Origin of the sequence: Georgenia sp. SUBG003 (assembly GCF_000715355.2) — a bacterium.
Taxonomy (GTDB): domain Bacteria; phylum Actinomycetota; class Actinomycetes; order Actinomycetales; family Actinomycetaceae; genus Georgenia.
Genome location: NZ_CP180204.1, coordinates 4,553,172 through 4,569,790, shown reverse-complemented (window position 1 = coordinate 4,569,790; position 16,619 = coordinate 4,553,172). Strand labels below are relative to the sequence as shown.

12 protein-coding genes, 3 tRNA genes, 1 rRNA gene, 15 pseudogenes and 3 other annotated features (1 of these 34 only partly in view) are annotated in these 16,619 nt (G+C 67.1%); of the genes and pseudogenes, 24 read left to right on the top strand and 7 right to left on the bottom strand.

Going from position 1 to position 16,619, the window contains the following annotated elements:
- Positions 1 to 432 (bottom strand) — a sequence feature (23S ribosomal RNA rRNA prediction is too short) (it extends 57 nt beyond the left edge of the window).
- A 27-nt stretch (positions 433 to 459) separates the two neighbouring features.
- Positions 460 to 774, bottom strand: a sequence feature (23S ribosomal RNA rRNA prediction is too short).
- Between the two features lie 88 nt (positions 775 to 862).
- The 3 genes and pseudogenes from DA06_RS26500 to DA06_RS26490 form a co-directional block, all read left to right on the top strand.
- Positions 863 to 1,084: a hypothetical protein gene (locus DA06_RS26500; protein WP_418606475.1), complete on the top strand. Its 222-nt coding sequence runs from the start codon at positions 863 to 865 to the stop codon at positions 1,082 to 1,084.
- Positions 1,085 to 1,127: 43 nt separating this feature from the next.
- Positions 1,128 to 1,502: pseudogene (locus tag DA06_RS26495) on the top strand (fumarylacetoacetate hydrolase family protein); the annotation flags it as partial.
- 64 nt (positions 1,503 to 1,566) lie between these two features.
- Positions 1,567 to 2,304 (top strand): annotated as a pseudogene (locus tag DA06_RS26490) (ATP-binding cassette domain-containing protein); the annotation flags it as partial.
- Here DA06_RS26490 and DA06_RS26485 read toward each other — a convergent pair.
- The 3 genes and pseudogenes from DA06_RS26485 to DA06_RS26475 all read right to left on the bottom strand — a co-directional run bounded on the left by DA06_RS26485 (position 2,291) and on the right by DA06_RS26475 (position 4,131).
- Positions 2,291 to 2,731, bottom strand: coding sequence for a hypothetical protein (locus DA06_RS26485; RefSeq protein ID WP_418606474.1), 441 nt, complete (start codon positions 2,729 to 2,731; stop codon positions 2,291 to 2,293). The pseudogene DA06_RS26490 and the gene DA06_RS26485 overlap by 14 nt on opposite strands.
- Before the next feature lie 515 nt (positions 2,732 to 3,246).
- Positions 3,247 to 3,666 (bottom strand): annotated as a pseudogene (locus tag DA06_RS26480) (NAD-dependent epimerase/dehydratase family protein); the annotation flags it as partial.
- A 60-nt stretch (positions 3,667 to 3,726) separates the two neighbouring features.
- Positions 3,727 to 4,131 carry a hypothetical protein gene (locus tag DA06_RS26475; protein WP_418608444.1) on the bottom strand — a complete coding sequence of 135 codons (405 nt, stop codon included), beginning with the start codon at positions 4,129 to 4,131 and terminating at the stop codon, positions 3,727 to 3,729.
- Here DA06_RS26475 and DA06_RS26470 point away from each other — a divergent pair.
- The 7 genes and pseudogenes from DA06_RS26470 to DA06_RS26440 all read left to right on the top strand — a co-directional run.
- Positions 4,106 to 4,686: pseudogene (locus DA06_RS26470) on the top strand (DEAD/DEAH box helicase family protein); the annotation flags it as partial. The gene DA06_RS26475 and the pseudogene DA06_RS26470 sit on opposite strands and share 26 nt — an antisense overlap.
- A 483-nt stretch (positions 4,687 to 5,169) precedes the next feature.
- Positions 5,170 to 5,523 (top strand): annotated as a pseudogene (locus DA06_RS26465) (amino acid ABC transporter ATP-binding protein); the annotation flags it as partial.
- Between the two features lie 54 nt (positions 5,524 to 5,577).
- Positions 5,578 to 5,913 (top strand): annotated as a pseudogene (locus tag DA06_RS26460) (transporter substrate-binding domain-containing protein); the annotation flags it as partial.
- 21 nt (positions 5,914 to 5,934) lie between these two features.
- Positions 5,935 to 6,344, bottom strand: a sequence feature (16S ribosomal RNA rRNA prediction is too short).
- Between the two features lie 120 nt (positions 6,345 to 6,464).
- Positions 6,465 to 6,905 (top strand): annotated as a pseudogene (locus tag DA06_RS26455) (alcohol dehydrogenase catalytic domain-containing protein); the annotation flags it as partial.
- A 93-nt stretch (positions 6,906 to 6,998) separates the two neighbouring features.
- A pseudogene (locus DA06_RS26450) lies at positions 6,999 to 7,244 on the top strand ((2Fe-2S)-binding protein); the annotation flags it as partial.
- A gap of 206 nt (positions 7,245 to 7,450) precedes the next feature.
- Positions 7,451 to 7,567, top strand: a 5S ribosomal RNA gene (gene rrf, locus DA06_RS26445).
- A 375-nt stretch (positions 7,568 to 7,942) separates the two neighbouring features.
- Positions 7,943 to 8,014 (top strand) — tRNA-OTHER (locus DA06_RS26440).
- A 381-nt stretch (positions 8,015 to 8,395) separates the two neighbouring features.
- On the opposite strand, the gene DA06_RS26435 is transcribed toward DA06_RS26440, so the two are convergent.
- Entirely contained in the window at positions 8,396 to 8,980 is a 585-nt protein-coding gene (locus DA06_RS26435) for a hypothetical protein (RefSeq protein WP_418606473.1), read from the bottom strand.
- Positions 8,981 to 9,209: 229 nt separating this feature from the next.
- Between DA06_RS26435 and DA06_RS26430 the strand changes: the two genes are divergently transcribed.
- The 7 genes and pseudogenes from DA06_RS26430 to DA06_RS26400 all read left to right on the top strand — a co-directional run.
- Positions 9,210 to 9,380 carry a hypothetical protein gene (locus DA06_RS26430; RefSeq protein WP_418606472.1) on the top strand — a complete coding sequence of 57 codons (171 nt, stop codon included), beginning with the start codon at positions 9,210 to 9,212 and terminating at the stop codon, positions 9,378 to 9,380.
- Positions 9,381 to 9,746: 366 nt separating this feature from the next.
- A complete protein-coding gene (locus DA06_RS26425; protein ID WP_418606471.1) occupies positions 9,747 to 10,130 on the top strand; it encodes a sodium/proton-translocating pyrophosphatase in 384 nt (127 codons plus the stop codon).
- Positions 10,079 to 10,501 (top strand): hypothetical protein, encoded by a 423-nt coding sequence (locus tag DA06_RS26420; protein WP_418608443.1) that lies wholly within the window; start codon positions 10,079 to 10,081, stop codon positions 10,499 to 10,501. Before DA06_RS26425 ends, DA06_RS26420 begins: the two co-directional genes overlap by 52 nt.
- A gap of 553 nt (positions 10,502 to 11,054) precedes the next feature.
- The gene (locus DA06_RS26415; protein ID WP_043496556.1) at positions 11,055 to 11,324 is read left to right on the top strand and encodes a hypothetical protein; all 270 of its coding nucleotides are present in this window, start codon (positions 11,055 to 11,057) and stop codon (positions 11,322 to 11,324) included.
- A 6-nt stretch (positions 11,325 to 11,330) separates the two neighbouring features.
- A pseudogene (locus DA06_RS26410) lies at positions 11,331 to 11,814 on the top strand (CpaF family protein); the annotation flags it as partial.
- Between the two features lie 126 nt (positions 11,815 to 11,940).
- Positions 11,941 to 12,264, top strand: coding sequence for a hypothetical protein (locus DA06_RS26405; RefSeq protein WP_418606469.1), 324 nt, complete (start codon positions 11,941 to 11,943; stop codon positions 12,262 to 12,264).
- A 160-nt stretch (positions 12,265 to 12,424) separates the two neighbouring features.
- A pseudogene (locus tag DA06_RS26400) lies at positions 12,425 to 12,696 on the top strand (thioredoxin family protein); the annotation flags it as partial.
- Between the two features lies 1 nt (position 12,697).
- Here DA06_RS26400 and DA06_RS26395 read toward each other — a convergent pair.
- Positions 12,698 to 13,096: pseudogene (locus DA06_RS26395) on the bottom strand (DNA-directed RNA polymerase subunit beta'); the annotation flags it as partial.
- On the opposite strand from DA06_RS26395, the gene DA06_RS26390 reads away from it, so the two are divergent.
- Complete coding sequence (locus tag DA06_RS26390) at positions 13,023 to 13,466, top strand: DUF4386 domain-containing protein (protein ID WP_418606468.1); 444 nt, start codon at positions 13,023 to 13,025, stop codon at positions 13,464 to 13,466. The pseudogene DA06_RS26395 and the gene DA06_RS26390 sit on opposite strands and share 74 nt — an antisense overlap.
- 261 nt (positions 13,467 to 13,727) lie before the next feature.
- Here the strand turns inward: DA06_RS26390 and DA06_RS26385 are convergent.
- A pseudogene (locus DA06_RS26385) lies at positions 13,728 to 13,984 on the bottom strand (aldo/keto reductase); the annotation flags it as partial.
- Here DA06_RS26385 and DA06_RS26380 point away from each other — a divergent pair.
- Positions 13,967 to 14,439: pseudogene (locus tag DA06_RS26380) on the top strand (cbb3-type cytochrome c oxidase subunit I); the annotation flags it as partial. The pseudogenes DA06_RS26385 and DA06_RS26380 overlap by 18 nt on opposite strands.
- Before the next feature lie 273 nt (positions 14,440 to 14,712).
- On the opposite strand, the pseudogene DA06_RS26375 reads toward DA06_RS26380, so the two are convergent.
- Positions 14,713 to 15,015 (bottom strand): annotated as a pseudogene (locus tag DA06_RS26375) (SRPBCC family protein); the annotation flags it as partial.
- A gap of 48 nt (positions 15,016 to 15,063) precedes the next feature.
- On the opposite strand from DA06_RS26375, the gene DA06_RS26370 reads away from it, so the two are divergent.
- From DA06_RS26370 to DA06_RS26350, 5 genes and pseudogenes are all read left to right on the top strand, one after another.
- Positions 15,064 to 15,291, top strand: a complete 228-nt coding sequence (locus tag DA06_RS26370; protein WP_418606466.1) for a hypothetical protein — start codon at positions 15,064 to 15,066, stop codon at positions 15,289 to 15,291.
- A gap of 13 nt (positions 15,292 to 15,304) precedes the next feature.
- Positions 15,305 to 15,377 (top strand) — tRNA-Thr (locus DA06_RS26365).
- 52 nt (positions 15,378 to 15,429) lie between these two features.
- Positions 15,430 to 15,503, top strand: a tRNA-Met gene (locus DA06_RS26360).
- Between the two features lie 25 nt (positions 15,504 to 15,528).
- The gene (locus DA06_RS26355; RefSeq protein WP_418606464.1) at positions 15,529 to 16,146 is read left to right on the top strand and encodes a carbohydrate ABC transporter permease; all 618 of its coding nucleotides are present in this window, start codon (positions 15,529 to 15,531) and stop codon (positions 16,144 to 16,146) included.
- Positions 16,134 to 16,385: pseudogene (locus DA06_RS26350) on the top strand (DnaB-like helicase C-terminal domain-containing protein); the annotation flags it as partial. The gene DA06_RS26355 and the pseudogene DA06_RS26350, both read left to right, overlap by 13 nt.
- Between the last annotated feature and the right edge of the window lie 234 nt (positions 16,386 to 16,619).

Here is a 16,619-nt window from a genome sequence, read left to right as displayed (position 1 = left end):
GGCACCGCACGTCCCGCCGCCGCCGGCGCCGAGGGACGGCGCTTCCACAAGCCACCGCCGGATCACTAGTTCCGACCTTCGTCCCTGCTCGACCTGTCAGTCTCACAGTCAAGCTCCCTTGTGCACTTGCACTCGACACCTGATTGCCAACCAGGCTGAGGGAACCTTTGAGCGCCTCCGTTACATTTTGGGAGGCAACCGCCCCAGTTAAACTACCCACCAGGCACTGTCCCTGGTCCGGATCACGGACCGAGGTTAGATGTGCAGTACGACCAGAGTGGTATTTCAACGGCGACTCCACCACCACTGGCGTGGCGGCTTCACGGTCTCCCACCTATCCTACACAAGCCGTACCGAACACCAATACCAAGCTATAGTAAAGGTCCCCGGGGTCTTTCCGTCCTGCTGCGCGAAACGAGCATCTTTACTCGTAGTGCAATTTTCGCCGAGTTCGCGGTCGAGACAGCGGAGAAGTCGTTACGCCATTCGTGCAGGTCGGAACTTACCCGACAAGGAATTTCGCTACCTTAGGATGGTTATAGTTACCACCGCCGTTTACTGGGGCTTAAATTCTGAGCTTCGCCTCGCGGCTGACCCGTCCTCTTAACCTTCCAGCACCGGGCAGGCGTCAGTCCGTATACATCGTCTTGCGACTTCGCACGGACCTGTGTTTTTTAGTAAACAGTCGCTTCTCCCTATGGCCTGGATGCTCCCGGTCGCGAGCGTGCTCGCCGCAGCCGGCAACGCGGTGTTCGGCAACCTGCCGATCATCTTCGCGCTCGGCGTCGCCATCGGCTTCGCCCGCAAGTCCGACGGCTCGACGGCGCTCGCCGGCGTCGTCGGGTACCTGACCTTCTCCGCCGTGCTCGAGGCGCTGGCGCCGTACTTCGCGCCGGGCCGAGGCGAGGAGACGATCAACTACGGCGTGCTCGGCGGCATCACGATCGGCATCATCGCGGCGTTGCTGTGGCAGCGGTTCTACCGCACGAAGCTGCCCCCGTACCTGGCGTTCTTCGGCGGCCGCGCCTCGTGCCGATCATCACCGCGTTCGTCGCGGTGCTCGTCGCCGTGCTGTTCGCGCTGATCTACCCGGCGTTCAACTTCGTCATCGGCGGGTTCGGCGCGCGTACAGCGAGAACGTCCATCACGAGGCCGAGCTCGCCGTCGTCATCTCGCGGCTGTGCAAGTTCGTGCCGCCGGAGAAGGCCGGCGACGTCATCGGGTACACCGTCGCCAACGACGTCACCGCGCGTGACGTCCAGCGCACGGACTCGCAGTGGACCCGCGCGAAGGGGTTCGACACCTCCTGCCCGCTGGGCCCGTACATCGCCCTGGACCTCGACGTCTCCGACCTCGCGGTGCGCGCGAGGGTCGACGGCGAGCTGCGGCAGGACGGGCGCACCTCCGACCTCGTGCACAAGGTCCCGGACCTCGTCGCGTACGTCTCCTCGATCTTCACGCTCCTCCCGGGCGACGTCATCCTCACAGGCACCCGCCGGGGTGGGCCCATCGCGTCGGCCAGCGGGTCGAGGACGGCAGCGAGGAGCGGAAGGAGAGCGGTGGGCGATGACCGTGGCTGGAGGACCTCCGCGAGACGGCGGTGACCACCGAGCGGGTGCTGCGACGACCCGTAGGGGCTGGACGGAAGTCTTCGGCGGCGTGGCACGGCGGTCCGGGAGGCGAGTCGACTTCCTCGACGGGAAGATCAACGGTCTGATCGGGCCGAACGGATCGGGCAAGACGACGTTCTTCAACTGCGTCACCGGCATGATCAAGCCGGACTCGGGAAAGGTGTTCCTGCGCGAGCAGGACATCACCCGGTGGGCGCCGCACCGGATCGCGCGTGGCATGGGCCTGATCGGGTTCCTCGACGACTACATCAAGATCTCCCGCCAGCGCTCGCTCGGCCTCGACGAGCGCGGGAAGCTCGTCGGCCAGGCCGTCATCGGCATCACGTTCGCCGTGCTCGCGCTGCAGTTCGAGAACGAGAACTACCGCACGCCGGGCTCCACCCGGATCTCCTTCATCCGGGACACCGGCATCGACCTCGCCTGGGCCGGCGCGCTCGGGCTCGTGCTGTTCGTGCTGTGGGCCAACTTCCTCATCACCGCCTGGTCCAACGCGGTCAACCTCACCGACGGCCTCGACGGCCTCGCCACCGGGGCGTCGATGTTCGTCTTCGGCGCCTACACGGTCATCACGATCTGGCAGTCCAACCAGTCCTGCCAGTACCTCACCGAGCCCGGGCCCGGCTGCTACGAGGTCCGGGACCCGCGCGACCTCGCCATCGTCACGGCCGCCATCGGATGGTTGCCCCGAACAGGTCGTTGAGCGCCGCCCTGACGTTGCGGTCGATCTCCTGGAGGTTCTTCTTCCACGGGGCGACGTACCGTGCGGTGAGGTTCGCCTGGCTCGCCTGCTTGCGGCCGGAGCCCGGGATCCAACGGTCGTGGGCGGGCGGTTCGGAGAACCGGAGGAGTCGTCGGCGTGGAGATCCTTCGGGGTGGTGCGTCCGGGTTGATCGACGCGCGGCGAGGAGGAAGGCGTGGTACTTGCGTCCCTCGAGGGTGTGGTCGACGGTCTCCACGATCATCTCGGGCTGACGGAACAGGCAGACGCGGTTCTCGAGCGAGTCGGCGTTGTCGTCGGAGAGCGTGACGACGAGCTTCGCCTGGTGGACGAAGGACTGGTGCTCCTCGGGGGGCCGCCGCTTCGGGATGCTGATGGGCACGTCACGGACAACGACCGAGCCGGGTTCGTCGAGGCTTTCCGAAAGTTCACCGACGTCGAAGGGACGCTCCCGCGCGCGCGAGTTCTCCGGCGATCTCCGTTCCACGGCACCCCCCTGTTTCGACCCCGATCCCGACCGCCGTTTGACGCTAAACGGTGCGCACCGACATTCCGGTCCGCTCGCCCCCCGCGACTAAAGCGGACCGACATCGACATATCCCGGAAACTCCCGGAGAAAGCGTTGCATTTAAACCCCCCCATGCCCAAACCCATCCCGCGTCCCCCGCTGCCCTGATCCCGGGGGCCCCCGGGGGGCGGGGACCACGCGCAAAGCGTCGCCCACTGCTGCCCTTTTATCTGCGATGAAGGGGTCTGCTTCGGTCTTTCGAACCTGGCGGCCCGGCGAGCACTTAGGCGGCAAGGAGCCGTTGACCAGGATGGCAGAGCGAGCGCAAACGGTGCTGCGATTTCGAGCAACAATTGTCCACAACTCAACTACGGTGTCCCTTATGGCGCAGGGTCGTCGACGGGCCGCCCGACGAAGGTGATCTCCCGAGCGGGACCCCGTGGCGGCCCGGACGTCCTCGGCGATCTCGAGGACCGACCGCTCGTGCGGGTTGCCGATGTTGATGGGCCCCGGGTGGGCGCTGGCCATGGTGAGCACACCGGCGACGAGGTCGTCGACGTAGCACACGGACCTGGTTTGACGGCCGTCCCCGGCCACGGTGATCGGCTCGTTGGCGAGCGCCTGGCGGATGACGTCGGGATGGCGCGTCCGTCGTTCGGGCGCATGCGTGGGCCGTAGGTGTTGAAGATCCGCACGATGCCGGTGTTGACACCGTGGGTGGAGCGGTAGGCGGTCACGAGCGCCTCGCCGTACCGCTTGGCCTCGTCGTACACGCCGCGGGGCCCGATCGGGTTGACGTGCCCCCAGTAGTCTGGCCGTGCCGCCGCCGTAGTCGGAGCTGAGCATCGTGCCGGACGGGTTCCGCTCCATCAGCGCGCGTGTGAAGGGGATCGGGTCCTCCGACACCTCCACGCCGCGCAGGCGGGTGGGATCCGTGAAGGACTCGCTGAGCACGACGACGACGTTGGTGTCCGCGAGCGCCTGGGGTCGCGCGTCGTGTTCGTCTCGGCGGCGACCGCGGCGTACCTGTCCGCGATCTGCTGCATGGTGGCGCGGGAGTAGTCGTCCGGTCGCTCCATGGCTGTGCCGGGCATGTTGTACAGCAGGCCCGAGACGAACCCGTTCTCCGCGTAGTTCTCCACCTGGTTCCACCGCGCCCAGGTGGGACCGGAGCGTTCCCACACGGCCCGCAGCGGGTTGCCGTCCTCGTTGAAGGTCACCGCCGCGGCGATCACGCCGGCGGCCACGAGACCCCGCGCCGGGGAGAAGGACATCGTGCTGCTCGGCGCCACGGCACCGGCAAGTCCGCCACCACGGCCTGGCTCGTCGAGCAGGTCCAGCGCCCGACCCTGGTGATGGCACCGAACAAGACGCTCGCCGCCCAGCTCGCCACGGAGTTCCGCGAGCTTCTGCCGAACACGCCGTCGAGTACTTCGTCTCGTACTACGACTACTACCAGCCCGAGGCGTACGTGCCGCAGACGGACACGTACATCGAGAAGGACTCCTCGATCGACGAGGTCGAGCGGCTGCGGCACAGCGCCACCAACTCGTTGCTGACCCGCCGCGACGTGGTCGTGGTCGCGTCCGTCTCCTGCATCTACGGCCTCGGCACGCCGCAGGAGTACGTCGACCGCATGGTGCAGCTGAAGGTCGGGGGACCGGGTGGAGCGGGACGACCTGCTGCGCCAGTTCGTCACGATGCAGTACGTCCGCAACGACATGGCCTTCACCCGGGGCACCTTCCGGGTCCGCGGCGACACCATCGAGATCATCCCTGTCTACGAGGAGCTGGCCATCCGGATCGAGCTGTTCGGCGACGAGATCGACTGGCCTTCACCGAGGTGGTGGACGTTCACGAGCTCAAGATATCTCGCCCACAGTTCCATTTGGGATGACGTTCAGACAGTCAATCGCGATGTGCGGGCATTCTATAGAGCGCTTCCCGCCCCGTTCAGTGAGGTCATCAGGTCACTGCAGCCACAATATGAGGGCGTGGGGTAGGCAAGACATCCCTATCAACGAGACCGCTTTGATGGTTCGTGAGGTTGCGAACGCAAACAAGCACCGGAATCTCACCCCGATCCTACGCGTGAACCAGTCCTCAGGTTTCGTCCACGGCGACCGAGCGCTCCCAATCGAGATGGTCGACGAGTCTGACTCACTTTGGCCGCGAGACGACCACGCTGTTCTTGAGGTGCGCTACCGCGGTGATGCCGTGACACCTGAAGAGCTCGAGAACATCCGTCCCGTCTCCAACGTCAAACTGATGGTCACGGCGAGCGGCTACCGGTGGAACTGGCTTCCAAAATCCTCGCCAACCAGGCCGCCAAGTACCCCGCGCAGCTCTCCGGCGGGCAGCAGCAGCGCGTCGCCATCGCGCGGGCGCTGGCCATGCAGCCCAAGGTGATGCTCTTCGACGAGCCGACCTCCGCGCTGGACCCCGAGATGATCACCGAGGTCCTCGACGTCATGACCTCGCTCGCCCGGGACGGCATGACCATGGTCGTCGTCACCCACGAGATGGGTTTCGCCCGCAAGGCCGCCGACCGCGTGATCTTCATGGACGCCGGCCAGATCGTCGAGGAGAACACCCCCGACGAGTTCTTCACCAACCCCCGGTCCTCCCGGGCCCAGGACTTCCTGTCCAAGCTGCTCAGCCACTGACCCGCGCACCACCAGCGAAGATCCCCCGCCGGGGAAAGACCAGAAGGAGACGACATGCGACGCACTCGCACAGCCGGTTTCGCCGCCCTGAGCCTGGCCGCCGCCCTGGCCCTCACCGCCTGCTCCGCCGGCGAGCCCGGCCAGACCGACGAGCCGGCCGGTGACGGAGGCACCGCCACCGGGGGTGGCGGGGACAGCCTCACCATCGGCATCAAGTACGACCAGCCCGGTCTCGGCCTGCAGGAGGGCTCGGACTACACCGGCTTCGACGTCGACGTCGCGAAGTACGTCACCGAGAAGCTCGGCTACTCCGAGGACCAGATCGAGTTCGTCGAGTCGGTCTCCTCGCAGCGCGAGACGCTGCTCGAGAACGGCTCCGTCGACATGATCTTCGCCACCTACTCGATCACCGACGAGCGCAAGGAGCGGGTCGCCTTCGCCGGGCCGTACTCGTAATATTCCCCACTGCTGCCTCCCGTAGGAGTCTGGGCCGTGTCTCAGTCCCAGTGTGGCCGGTCACCCTCTCAGGCCGGCTACCCGTCGGCCTTGGTAGGCCATCACCCCCACCAACAAGCTGATAGGCCGCGAGCCCATCCCCCGACCGACACAGTCTTTTCCACACCCCCACCATGCGGCAGGGGGCGTCATATCCGGTATTAGCCACGATTTCTCGCGGTTATCCCGAAGTCGGGGGGCAGGTTACTCACGTGTTACTCACCCGTTCGCCACTAATCAGACCCGGGGCAAGCCCGGGCCCTCATCGTTCGACTTGCATGTGTTAAGCACGCCGCCAGCGTTCGTCCTGAGCCAGGATCAAACTCTCCGTTAAAAACACACGGGGGCGACCGCGGCACGGAGTGCCGCCGGCGCGCGGCAAGACCGGGCTGGCCGACGACTCGGGTCGAGCGGGCACGACGCACGGTCGACCTCGTTCGGGACCCATGTCCCTGACGCGACGGGCGCACCGCTGGCACGGTGGAGTCGGCGCGTGCTGCGCCGTCGGCCCGGCGCGGGCCGGCACCGACGACAAGGAGGTTGTCATGAGGGCGCTCGTCTACCCGACGGCCCGGGGAAGAAGTCCTGGGACGACGGTCCCCCGACCCGAGGATCACGACCCGACCGACATCATCGTCAAGGTCGACACCACGACCATCTGCGGCACGGATCTGCACATCCTCAAGGGTGACGTGCCGGCGGTGACGGAGGGGCGCATCCTCGGGCACGAGGGCGTCGGCACCGTGACGGAGGTGGGCGACGCGGTGTCCACCATCAAGGTCGGCGACCGCGTGATCATCTCGTGCATCAGCGCCTGCGGCGCCTGCTCCTACTGCCACCAGGGCCTGTACGCCCACTGCCTCGCGGACGAGGGTGCGTCCGGGATCGGCTGGATCTTCGGCCACCTCATCGACGGCACCCAGGCCGAGTACGTCCGCGTCCCCTTCGCCGACAACTCCCGTGACCGTCGACGCGCCCGGTACACCGACGAGGTCGAGCCCAGGACGCTCCTGGTGCACTACCTGCGTGAGTCCCTCGGGAAGACCGGGACCGTCGTCGGGTGCGACACCTCGAACTGCGGGGCCTGCACCGTCCACCTCGACGGCCGGTCCGTGAAGTCCTGCAACGTCCTCGCCGTGCAGGCCGACGGCCACGAGGTCACCACGATCGAGGGACTGGCCGCCGACGGCGAGCTCCACCCCGTCCAGCAGGCCTTCCACGACTGCGGTGGGAAGGCCCCCAGCAGACCACTGGGTTGATAGGCCGGACGTGGAAGCGCGGCAACGCGTGGAGCTGACCGGTACTAATTGGCCGACAACTTGCCACAACACCAACACGTGTTGGAAGAAACGAAGAGTGCTACGCGTCCACTGTGCGGTTCCCGAGATACGCACCCCCGACCCGGCCGTCGGCACCGATATCTCCATAGAGTTACGGCGGTCACAGCGAGGGGGAAACGCCCGGTCCCATTCCGAACCCGGAAGCTAAGCCCCTCAGCGCCGATGGTACTGCACGGGAGACTGTGTGGGAGAGTAGGACACCGCCGAACACCCGTTACAAGGAGGCCGCAACTTTACAGTTGCGGCTCCTTGCGTTTCTCGAACATCCAGCACAGATGCATGCGGAATAAGTCCGCGAGAGGAAATATGTCCACGTCAGGGAACAACCAGGACGACCCTCGCCGCCCGCCCACCGCCGCCTCGGTCAGTGACGTGCGCGATGGAAGTCCGCCCGGATCGACTTCGTCTGCGCAGCCCGACCTACCGGTCACGCCCTGCGCGACACAGGCCGCCTGCGGGTGGCCAGCGTGGCGCGGTGGGCCAGTGTCGGGAGTCACAGCGGCGGGCGGGCCGGCGGATTCGGATCGCGGGTCACGGCTGGGGTAGCATCTTCCAGTCCCGACCGGCCAGGCGCTGGTGGGAGACGGGCTGTGGCGCAGCTTGGTAGCGCACTTGACTGGGGTCAAGGGTCGTGGGTTCAAATCCCGCCAGCCCGACGCATAGTCGCAGGTCAGAGGCCGTGCCGGAACGCGGAAGCGCTCGGCATGGCCTTTGTCGTTCCCTGACAACGAGACTGAAACTGAGGACGAGTCATGGAGACGTGGGCCAACCAGGACGAGCTCGGCAGGCAGCTCGGTATCGACGCTCAGTCGGTCGGTGACCTGCTCGTTGCGGCAGGCCTGAAGGTGGGGCGCCAGGCGACGACGCGCTGGACCGGGGGCTCGCGGAGCCGGACGCTCGGATCCGTGCACGGCTTGCCCCAAGATCTCCAGCTCCGGGGATCTCGGGTCGACTTGCGGGCGCGAGGTCAGCTCGCGAGGTTCCTTGAGCTCACGGCGTTCCTCGTGATTGCGGGGTCGCGAGCAGCTTCATACGGGTCAGGGGCGTCGTCGATGACCTGCATGTAGGAGCCTCCCGAGCACTCGGAGGCTGTTGAAGTACCCCGAGCAGCGTCCAGTACGCGTCCCGCACGGAGTCCGAGACATCCATGGTCGAGCACGCTGGAGGAGCGCCGCGTACGACCGGACGAGGAGGGTCGCGTGGCTGATCCCCCGGTGCGAGTACGCCAAGGTACTGCCGGGTGCCCTTCTGGGCTGGGTCTGCCGAACGGGCCCTGCGCCGATTCCCTGCAGGCGCGCGATGCCACCAACCACGATCCGGTCGGAGCCAGGCCGATGAGCAGCGAGGCAGCCCCGAAGATCGCCAGGCCGATCACGAACAGCCGGCGCCGACCAGGTCGCCGCTCGGGCGCCGAGAAGGAGCAGCCCGCCGAAGACGAGGGTGTACGCGTCCTGCACCCAGGACAGGGCGGCCGTCGTCAGACCCAGATCGGTGCGAATGCTCGGCAACCCGGTGAACACGACGGAGTTGTCCAGCAGGATCATGAAATAGCTGACGAGGATGATGGCGAGGATGGTCTTGGGGCGGCCGGACCGCTCCGTGGCGTCCTTGGTCAGTCGCATGCGGGATTCCTTCGTGTGCTGGATGGCTGTCGAGCCGTGATGCCAGCAAACGCCTTCCGGAGCCGGGCTGGGAGTCCCTCTCCATCCGGGTACGGCCAGTACCTCCCTCGATGCCACTGCCCGTCAGCTCCGACCGTCCCCGTCCTCGTCGACTTCTGGGCCACCTGGTGCGCCCCCGTGCCGCCAGGCGCCGATCATCGACGAGATCGCGGCCGCGCACGGCGACAGGATGAAGTTCGTCAAGCTCGACACCGACGCCAACCCCCGCGACCGCGCAGCGTTACGGCATCGTCTCGATCCCGACGTTCACGTCTACCAGAACGGCGAGCTCGTGAAGTCGATCGTCGGCGGTAAGCCGAAGAAGGCGTTCACCGAGCAGCTCTCGGAGTTCCTCTCCTGAGCGTCGCCCGCGAGGAGTCCTGAGCGACGTCCGCGTCCAGCTCGTCCGACGCCCCCGTCACCGCCACGCCGCGGAGACGGGCGTCGACGTTGCCGTACGGCGGCTCGGGCCCGGGGCGGCCCGCTCCGACGCGACGCCGACGCGCCCAACCGGCGTCGCGCGCGACGGCGCCGCCCGCGGCGGTGGCAGACTGCACGGGACGGTGACGAGCCGCGCCACCGTCGGGACGACGTCAGGGAGACTGGGAATGAACGCACAGGGTGCGCAAGCAGGGCAGGGGCGCTCACGGACGGCCTGCGACGGACCTGGAGAACCTGTCGATCATGCACCCGCCGTTCCTGCTGGGGGATCGTCACCGGCGGCGCGGTGATCTACTGGTTCACCGGCGCCTCGATCCAGGCGGTGACGACGGGCGCGTACCGCGCCCTGGAGTTCATCCGCCGCACGATCCGGATCGACGACGACGCCGCCCGGGCCTCGACGGAGGACTCGCGCCGCGTGGTGGAGATCTGCACCCAGTACGCCCAGAAGGGCATGCTCAACATGTTCCTCGGGGTCTTCTTCGGCACGCTGGCCTTCGCGTTCGTCGAGCCCTTCTTCATCGGCTACCTCGTCTCCATCGCGGTCTTCGGCCTGTACCAGTCGATCTTCATGGCCAACGCGGGCGCGCCTGGGACAACGCCAAGAAGATCGTCGAGGTGGACCTGCACGCCAAGGGCACCGCGCTGCACCCGGCAGCCCCTGCCGTGACGTACCGTTGCAGAGACGTCCCCGGGTGCCGGGAGCTGGCCCGGCGGAAGGACACCATGGAGCTGATGCAGGCCGTGGAGGAGTTCGTCCTGGGGCTTGCCGGGTCCCCGTGGATCCTCCTCGCCGTGACCGTCCTCGCCACGATCGACGGCTTCTTCCCGCCGGTGCCCAGCGAGTCGATCGTCATCGCGGTGGCCGCGCTCTCGGTCAGCGGCGACGCCCCCGAGCCTGTGGTTCCTCGTCCTGGCCGCTGCAGTGGGGGCCTTCGCTACGGCCAAGATCCGGCTGCTCGAGCTGCGTCGACGTCACCGTCCGTCCGGGCCAGGTGCAGAACAACTTCAACTCCAACCCGGCCGTCTCCTCCGAGCTGAACCTGCTGCGGCAGGGCAACTCGAACGTCCAGCTCGGCAACCTGCTGACCCTGCCGGTCGGCGGCGGCCTCCTGTACGTCCAGCCGGTGTACGTGCAGTCGGCCGCCGGCGCGTGCGACGGGCAGCAGAGCTTCGGCACTGCCACCTCCGTCGAGGCGATGCAGGCCGTCGTCCGCAACACGTTCGTCCAGGGCACCCTGTCGGTCGTGTTCCTCGTGCTCACGATCACCGTCATCGGTGCGGCCGTGGTCGCCACGGTGAAGTCGTTCCGCACCCGCGGCGTCCCGGAGAACGAGGACCCGCGGGTCGAGTCGCGCATCTACGCGCCGTCCGGGCTTGTCCCGACGCCGGCGGAGAAGGAGCTGGAGGCGAGGTGGAAGGCGCTCCCGGCCGAGCTCCAGCCTGCTCGGGGCGCCTCCCGACAGCGATCTCGTGGTTCTTGCCCGGCATCCCCTTATGCTCCCTCTCGTCGGCGGTCCAACTCAAACTGGGCGCATCTCCGCAGGTCAGAGCCGGTGGTGTGCCGCTCCGACGGGACCGCTAGGCTCATGCCATGGCTAACGACCCGCGGGCTGCTCTCGACCGACTCATCGCTGCGTTCGAAGCACACTACGACGCCGTCGCCGCGGCGCAGGACAGCGACGCACCGGCGGTCGTGGCGGCTGCGAACACGCTCATGGATGCATTCGACACCTACGACGACGCGTTGTTCACGGGTTTCGGGGTCGATACGCCGTTCGACATCTACTCCGAGGACGACGAGGACGAGGACGACGACCTCGACTACGACGAGGACGACGACGAGGAGTACGAGGAGGCCTGAGGCTCACGCCGGATTATTGAGCGCATCGTCTCGCGCGTCGGACGTCGCATCGACGAGTCTTCGCCGCTCGTCGACGCACGTCTCCCCGATGGCTCACGTGTCAACGCGGTCATCCCACCGCTAGCGTTCAGCGGGTCGTCGTTGACGATCCGGAAATTCTCGAAGGACCCGTTCAAGGTGGCCGACCTCATCAACTTCGGCACCTCACTCCGGAGATGGCAGAGCTGCTGCATGCCTGCGTCGAGGCGCGCCTCAATATCATCGTCTCCGGAGGTACGGGCACCGGAAAGACGACGCTGCTCAACGTGTTGTCGTCTTTATCCCAGAGGGCGAGCGAATCGTCACCATCGAGGACGCGGTCGAACTGCAACTGCAGCAGGAGCATGTCGTGCGCCTCGAGAGTCGACCCGCGAATATCGAAGGGAAGGGCGAGATCAGTATCCGGGACCTCGTCAAGAACTCATTACGAATGCGCCCCGACCGCATCGTCGCGAGACGTTGCACATGTCCATCTGGTTCGCCATCTCGACGAACGGCAGGTTCACGGACATCCGGGTGGCTTCCAGGACGGAGAGCCGACTGGCGTCGGGAGATCTCGAGGTTCTTGGGCTCGTAGTTGTCCTCGTACTTCCCGCAGGAGATGTTCCAGCTCTCGCGCGGGTACGAGCGCCGGTTCGCCACGACCCGGTCGTTCAGGCTGTGGCCGGTCTCGAGCCACTCCACGAGGGTGAAGACCTTGAACGAGGAGCCGGACTGGAAACCGGAGCCCCCGCCGTGGCTGAGCCCGACGTTGAGGTTGACCTTCGTCGCGCCCGGCTCCTCCGCCGAGGGCGTGCCCCAGTTCGTGTTCTGCACCATCGCCTGGATCTTGCCGGTGCCGGGCTCCACGGAGGACAGTGCCATCTTGATGGTCGACGGGTCGTCGCCCTGTCGGCGGTGACCGTCGGGCTCGTCCAGCGGCTCACCGGCGCCGGCACCACCTGCAGCGCCTGACCGCCCGGTGCTGCCGGAGCCGGGCTGGAATATCTGGAGCCGGGTCGCGTTGGCATACCCGTAGGGGTATTACCCGAGTCCTTCACGACGAACCTCAAGGAGTACAGATGGCTACCGTCCCCCTCACCGCCGAGACCTTCATGGGCACCGTCCAGCAGGACGGCATCGTCCTGGTCGACTGGTGGGCCTCGTGGTGCGGCCCGTGCCGCATGTTCGCACCCGTCTTCGAGAAGAGTCCGAGAAGCACGACGACGTCGTCTTCGGCAAGGTGGACACCGAGGCCGAGCAGATGCTCTCCGCCCAGGCCGGCATCACCTCCATCCCGACGCTGATGGCGTTCCGCGACGGCATCCTCGTCTTCTCCCAGCCCGGCGCGCTGCGACCGAACGGCCCGAGTAGTCGACACGCTTGCCGAGCAGGTTCTGGCGGAACGGCCCTGCTTGCCCTTGAGCATGTCCGAGATCGACTTCAGCGCCCGGTTGCCCGGCCCGTCACCGGCGCCCGCGGCGGCCGTTGTCGAAGAGCGCGTCCACGGACTCCTGGAGCATGCGCTTCTCGTTGTTGACGATGATCTCCGGCGCACCGAGGTCGAGCAGCCGCTTGAGGCGGTTGTTGCGGTTGATGACGCGGCGGTAGAGGTCGTTCAGGTCCGAGGTGGCGAAGCGGCCGCCGTCGAGCTGGACCATCGGGCGCAGGTCCGGCGGGATGACCGGGACGCAGTCCAGCACCATGCCCAGCGGCGAGTTCCCGGTGGTCAGGAACGCGTTGACGACCTTCACGGACTCGCTCGTCGCCGTCGGGGCCGCACTGGTCGCCGTCCGGGACTGGTCCTTCCTGTTCGGGCCGGGCCTCGCCGTCGCCAACGCGCTGCTCCTGGGCACGCTGATGTACCGGTCCCGGCTCGTGCCACGTGCGATCCCGCTGATGGGACTCGTCGGGCCCCTGCTCCTCGCGTCGAACACGGCGACGATGTTCGGCGTCAACGAGCAGGTCTCGCTGCTGTCCCTGGTCGCCCTGCCCGGGATCTTCTTCTGGGAGCTGTCGCTGGGCATCTACCTGGTGGTCAAGGGCTTCCGGCCCTCTCCCCTCACTGACGGGCCGGACGTCGGCGGGTCCGCACCGGCAGACCTCCGCACCCTTGCCCGGTGACGAGAACCTTCCGTAGCGTGACGCTCCAGACGACGGAAGGGACGACGATGTCCGGCGAGCTGGCCTTCTTCGAGCTCGGCGTCCGGGACGCCGCACGTGGCCGCAGGTTCTACGAGTCGCTCTTCGGGTGGGCCTTCTCGCCCGGCCCCACCGGGGGCGACGGCGGCATGATCGTGTTGCTCGCATTAAGTCTGTTTCCTCACGATCGGGTTGATCAGCGGGCTGCGCCCGCGGGGGTGAACGCAGAAGCGGCTCACGCCTCGGGATGTCCATGCCGAAGTTCTCGAGGGTGAGCGAGGCCGGTTCCGGGCCGCGTCGGCGCCCGTGTCGAGGGCGTCGATCTCGGCGAGCTCGGCGTCGGTCAGCTCGAAGTCGAACACGTCGAAGTTCTCGGCGATCCGGTGGGGCTTGACCGACTTCGGGATTGCCGAGCGCCCGTGCTGCAGGTGCCAGCGCAGCATCACCTGGGCCGGTGTCCTGCCGTGCTCCTGTGCGATGCCGGTGACCTCTGGGTCCTCGGCCTGGCCATGACCGGGTTCGCGACCATCTTCGGCGCCGTCAACTTCATCGCCACGATCGTCACGCTGCGCGCCCCCCGGCATGACCATGTTCCGGATGCCCATCTTCACGTGGAACACCCTCATCACCTCGCTCCTGGTGCTCATGGCGTTCCCCCGTCCTGGCCTCGGCCCTGTTCGGTCTGGGCATCGACCGGGTGCTCGGCGGCCAGATCTACAACCCCCGACTTCGGCGGAGCTTGCTGTGGCAGCACCTCTTCTGGTTCTTCGGCCACCCCGAGGTCTACGTCATCGCCCTGCCCTTCTTCGGGATCATCTCCGAGGTCATCCCGGTCTTCTCCCGCAAGCCGATCTTCGGCTACAAGGGCCTCGTCTTCGCCACCATCACCATCGCGGCGCTGTCGATGACCGTCTGGGCGCACCACATGTTCACCACCGGCGGCGTCATGCCTCCTCCTCGGGGGCAGGCTCCTCCTCGTACTCCTCCTCCGCGGCAGGCTCCTCCTCGTACTCGCCCTCGGCGGGCTCGTAAGGACTCCTCCTCCGGGAACTCGTCCTCGGACTGCTCGGACTCCTCCGACTCCTCGGCGGCCTGCTCGTCCTCGACCACCTCGTCGTGGGTCCGCACGATCTCCTTGTGGATCTCGGCGCGGTAGCCCTCGACGTCCTCGGGGGTGCAGGACGGTGTCGGTCATGACGTGGCGGACGAAGAACTTCAGCTCCAGCCGGAGCCGGCGGTTGACCGCACGCCACATGTTGGCCGTCTTCTCGAAGAAGCCCTGCGGGTAGTACTCGACGACGACGACCAGCCGGGTGAGCTCCTCTCCCAGCGCGTGGAACGTGACCGCGCCGCTGAGATGGCCCTTCGGGCCGCTGGAGTCCCAGACGATGCGCCTGTCGGGGACCTGCTCCTTGATGCTCGTGCTCCACTCGCGGTGCGACCAGAAGACCTGCTTTCTCCCACCCGTCACGGGGGCCCTCGCCCGCCCAGCGGGCGGGCCCTGATGTCGCTCCCTGCTCGTGATGCTCATCGCCCATGATCTTTCACCGGGGCTGCTCGGCGTCTTTCGTCGAGCGGGGTGGCGTACCCGCCCGCTGCGGGGGGCAGCCCCCCCCGGCTCGCGGTGCTCATCACCGCCGTCGGCGTCTCCTTCATCCTGGAGTACGGCGTCCGTCAGCTCATGGGCCCGAACCCGCGCGTCTACCAGGTGCGCCTGACCGGCGAGACGTTCAACCTCCTCGGCGGTGTGAGAGGACTCACCCCGGAAAGCCCCGCCCCGGATTTCACACCGCGCTCGGGCAGGTAGGCTCGTCCGCGCTGCCCCGATAGCTCAGTCGGCAGAGCGTCTCCATGGTAAGGAGAAGGTCAAGGGTTCGATTCCCTTTCGGGGCTCTGGTCTGCGGGTCGCCGTCGTATGATCGACGACGGCGGTCCGGCAGCACGCGGCGGGGTAGCTCAGTTGGTGAGAGCGCACGACTCATAATCGTGAGGTCGCGGGTTCGAGCCCCGCCCCCGCTACAACCAGTGAATCCGAAGCAGCCGAATGGCCGCTCGCGACCGAGCCGAACGTGAGGAACAGCCGTGGCCAGCAAGTCCGCTGACGTCCGCCCCAAGACGTCATCGGGCGTCGAGCTCGTTGCTGTTCCGCCCGACCACCGAGGCGTACGTCAAGGCGTTCAACGGCGAGCTGTTCGCCGCCCTCGGACAGTCGGCCACCATCGCGATCGGTACCACCGCGATCGTGCTGGTCGCAGTTCCCGCCGCCTACGGGCTCGCACGCACCAAGGGATGGCTGACGAGCGTGGGGCTCGGCCTGCTGATCGTGCTCCAGATGACGCCGCAGACGGCCACCGTCATCCCACTTTTCGAGGTTCTCGGTAACTGGGTGCTTCTCGACTCGGTCGCCGGGGTCATCCTCGCCGACGCGGCCCTTCTCACCCCGTTCGCGACCCTTCTCCTGCGCCCGTTCTTCAGGGCGGTGCCGCCACAGCTCGAGGAGGCTGGTGCGATCGACGGCGCCGGCATGTTCCGCACCTTCTGGTCGATAGCCCTGCCCGTCGCCCGCAACGGCGTCTTCACCGTCGGCACGCTCACGTTCCTGCTGGCGTGGGGCGAGTTCCTCTACGCGGTGAACTGTGCCCGTCACGCGTCGCGCAGCTGAACCGTGGTCCTGAGCAGCGCACCGACAAGAAGCCGATGATGAGCGACCTTCGCGAGTCTGGCTCGCTGGAGCAGGACGCCGACGTCGTCATGCTGCTGCACCGCGAGGACGCCTACGAGAAGGAGTCGCGAGCGGGCGAGGCCGACATCATCGTCGCCAAGCACCGAAACGGCCCGACAGACACCATCGTCGTCGCCTTCCAGGGCCACTACTCGCGCTTCGTGGACATGGCGCGTTAGTTGTTGTAGGGCGTCAGTAGAGGCGTATCAACGGTCAGTGTGCATTATCAGTCCGGGATCAGTCGTATCAGCGGTGAGGACTGGACCGACGCCAACGGGCCTCTGACCGGATGGCGTCTCCGATAGTCGCTCACCGGTGAACTCCAGCGCCAGCAGCAGCTCCCTCGCCGCCGCGGGGAGTGGGTCCACCGGGTACCGACCGAGAGGTCGACGATGCGCGCGGGTGGGCGGCGG

What these genes read in the sequence shown, in the direction of transcription:
- DA06_RS26475 (WP_418608444.1), bottom strand. Translation starts at nt 4,131, where the DNA reads ATGTCCTTCTCCCCGGCGCGGGGTCTCGTGGCCGCCGGCGTGATCGCC.
- DA06_RS26435 (WP_418606473.1), bottom strand. Translation starts at nt 8,980, where the DNA reads ATGCGACTGACCAAGGACGCCACGGAGCGGTCCGGCCGCCCCAAGACC.
- DA06_RS26430 (WP_418606472.1), top strand. Translation starts at nt 9,210, where the DNA reads ATGAAGTTCGTCAAGCTCGACACCGACGCCAACCCCCGCGACCGCGCA.
- DA06_RS26415 (WP_043496556.1), top strand. Translation starts at nt 11,055, where the DNA reads ATGGCTAACGACCCGCGGGCTGCTCTCGACCGACTCATCGCTGCGTTC.
- DA06_RS26390 (WP_418606468.1), top strand. Translation starts at nt 13,023, where the DNA reads ATGACCGGGACGCAGTCCAGCACCATGCCCAGCGGCGAGTTCCCGGTG.
- DA06_RS26355 (WP_418606464.1), top strand. Translation starts at nt 15,529, where the DNA reads ATGGCCGCTCGCGACCGAGCCGAACGTGAGGAACAGCCGTGGCCAGCA.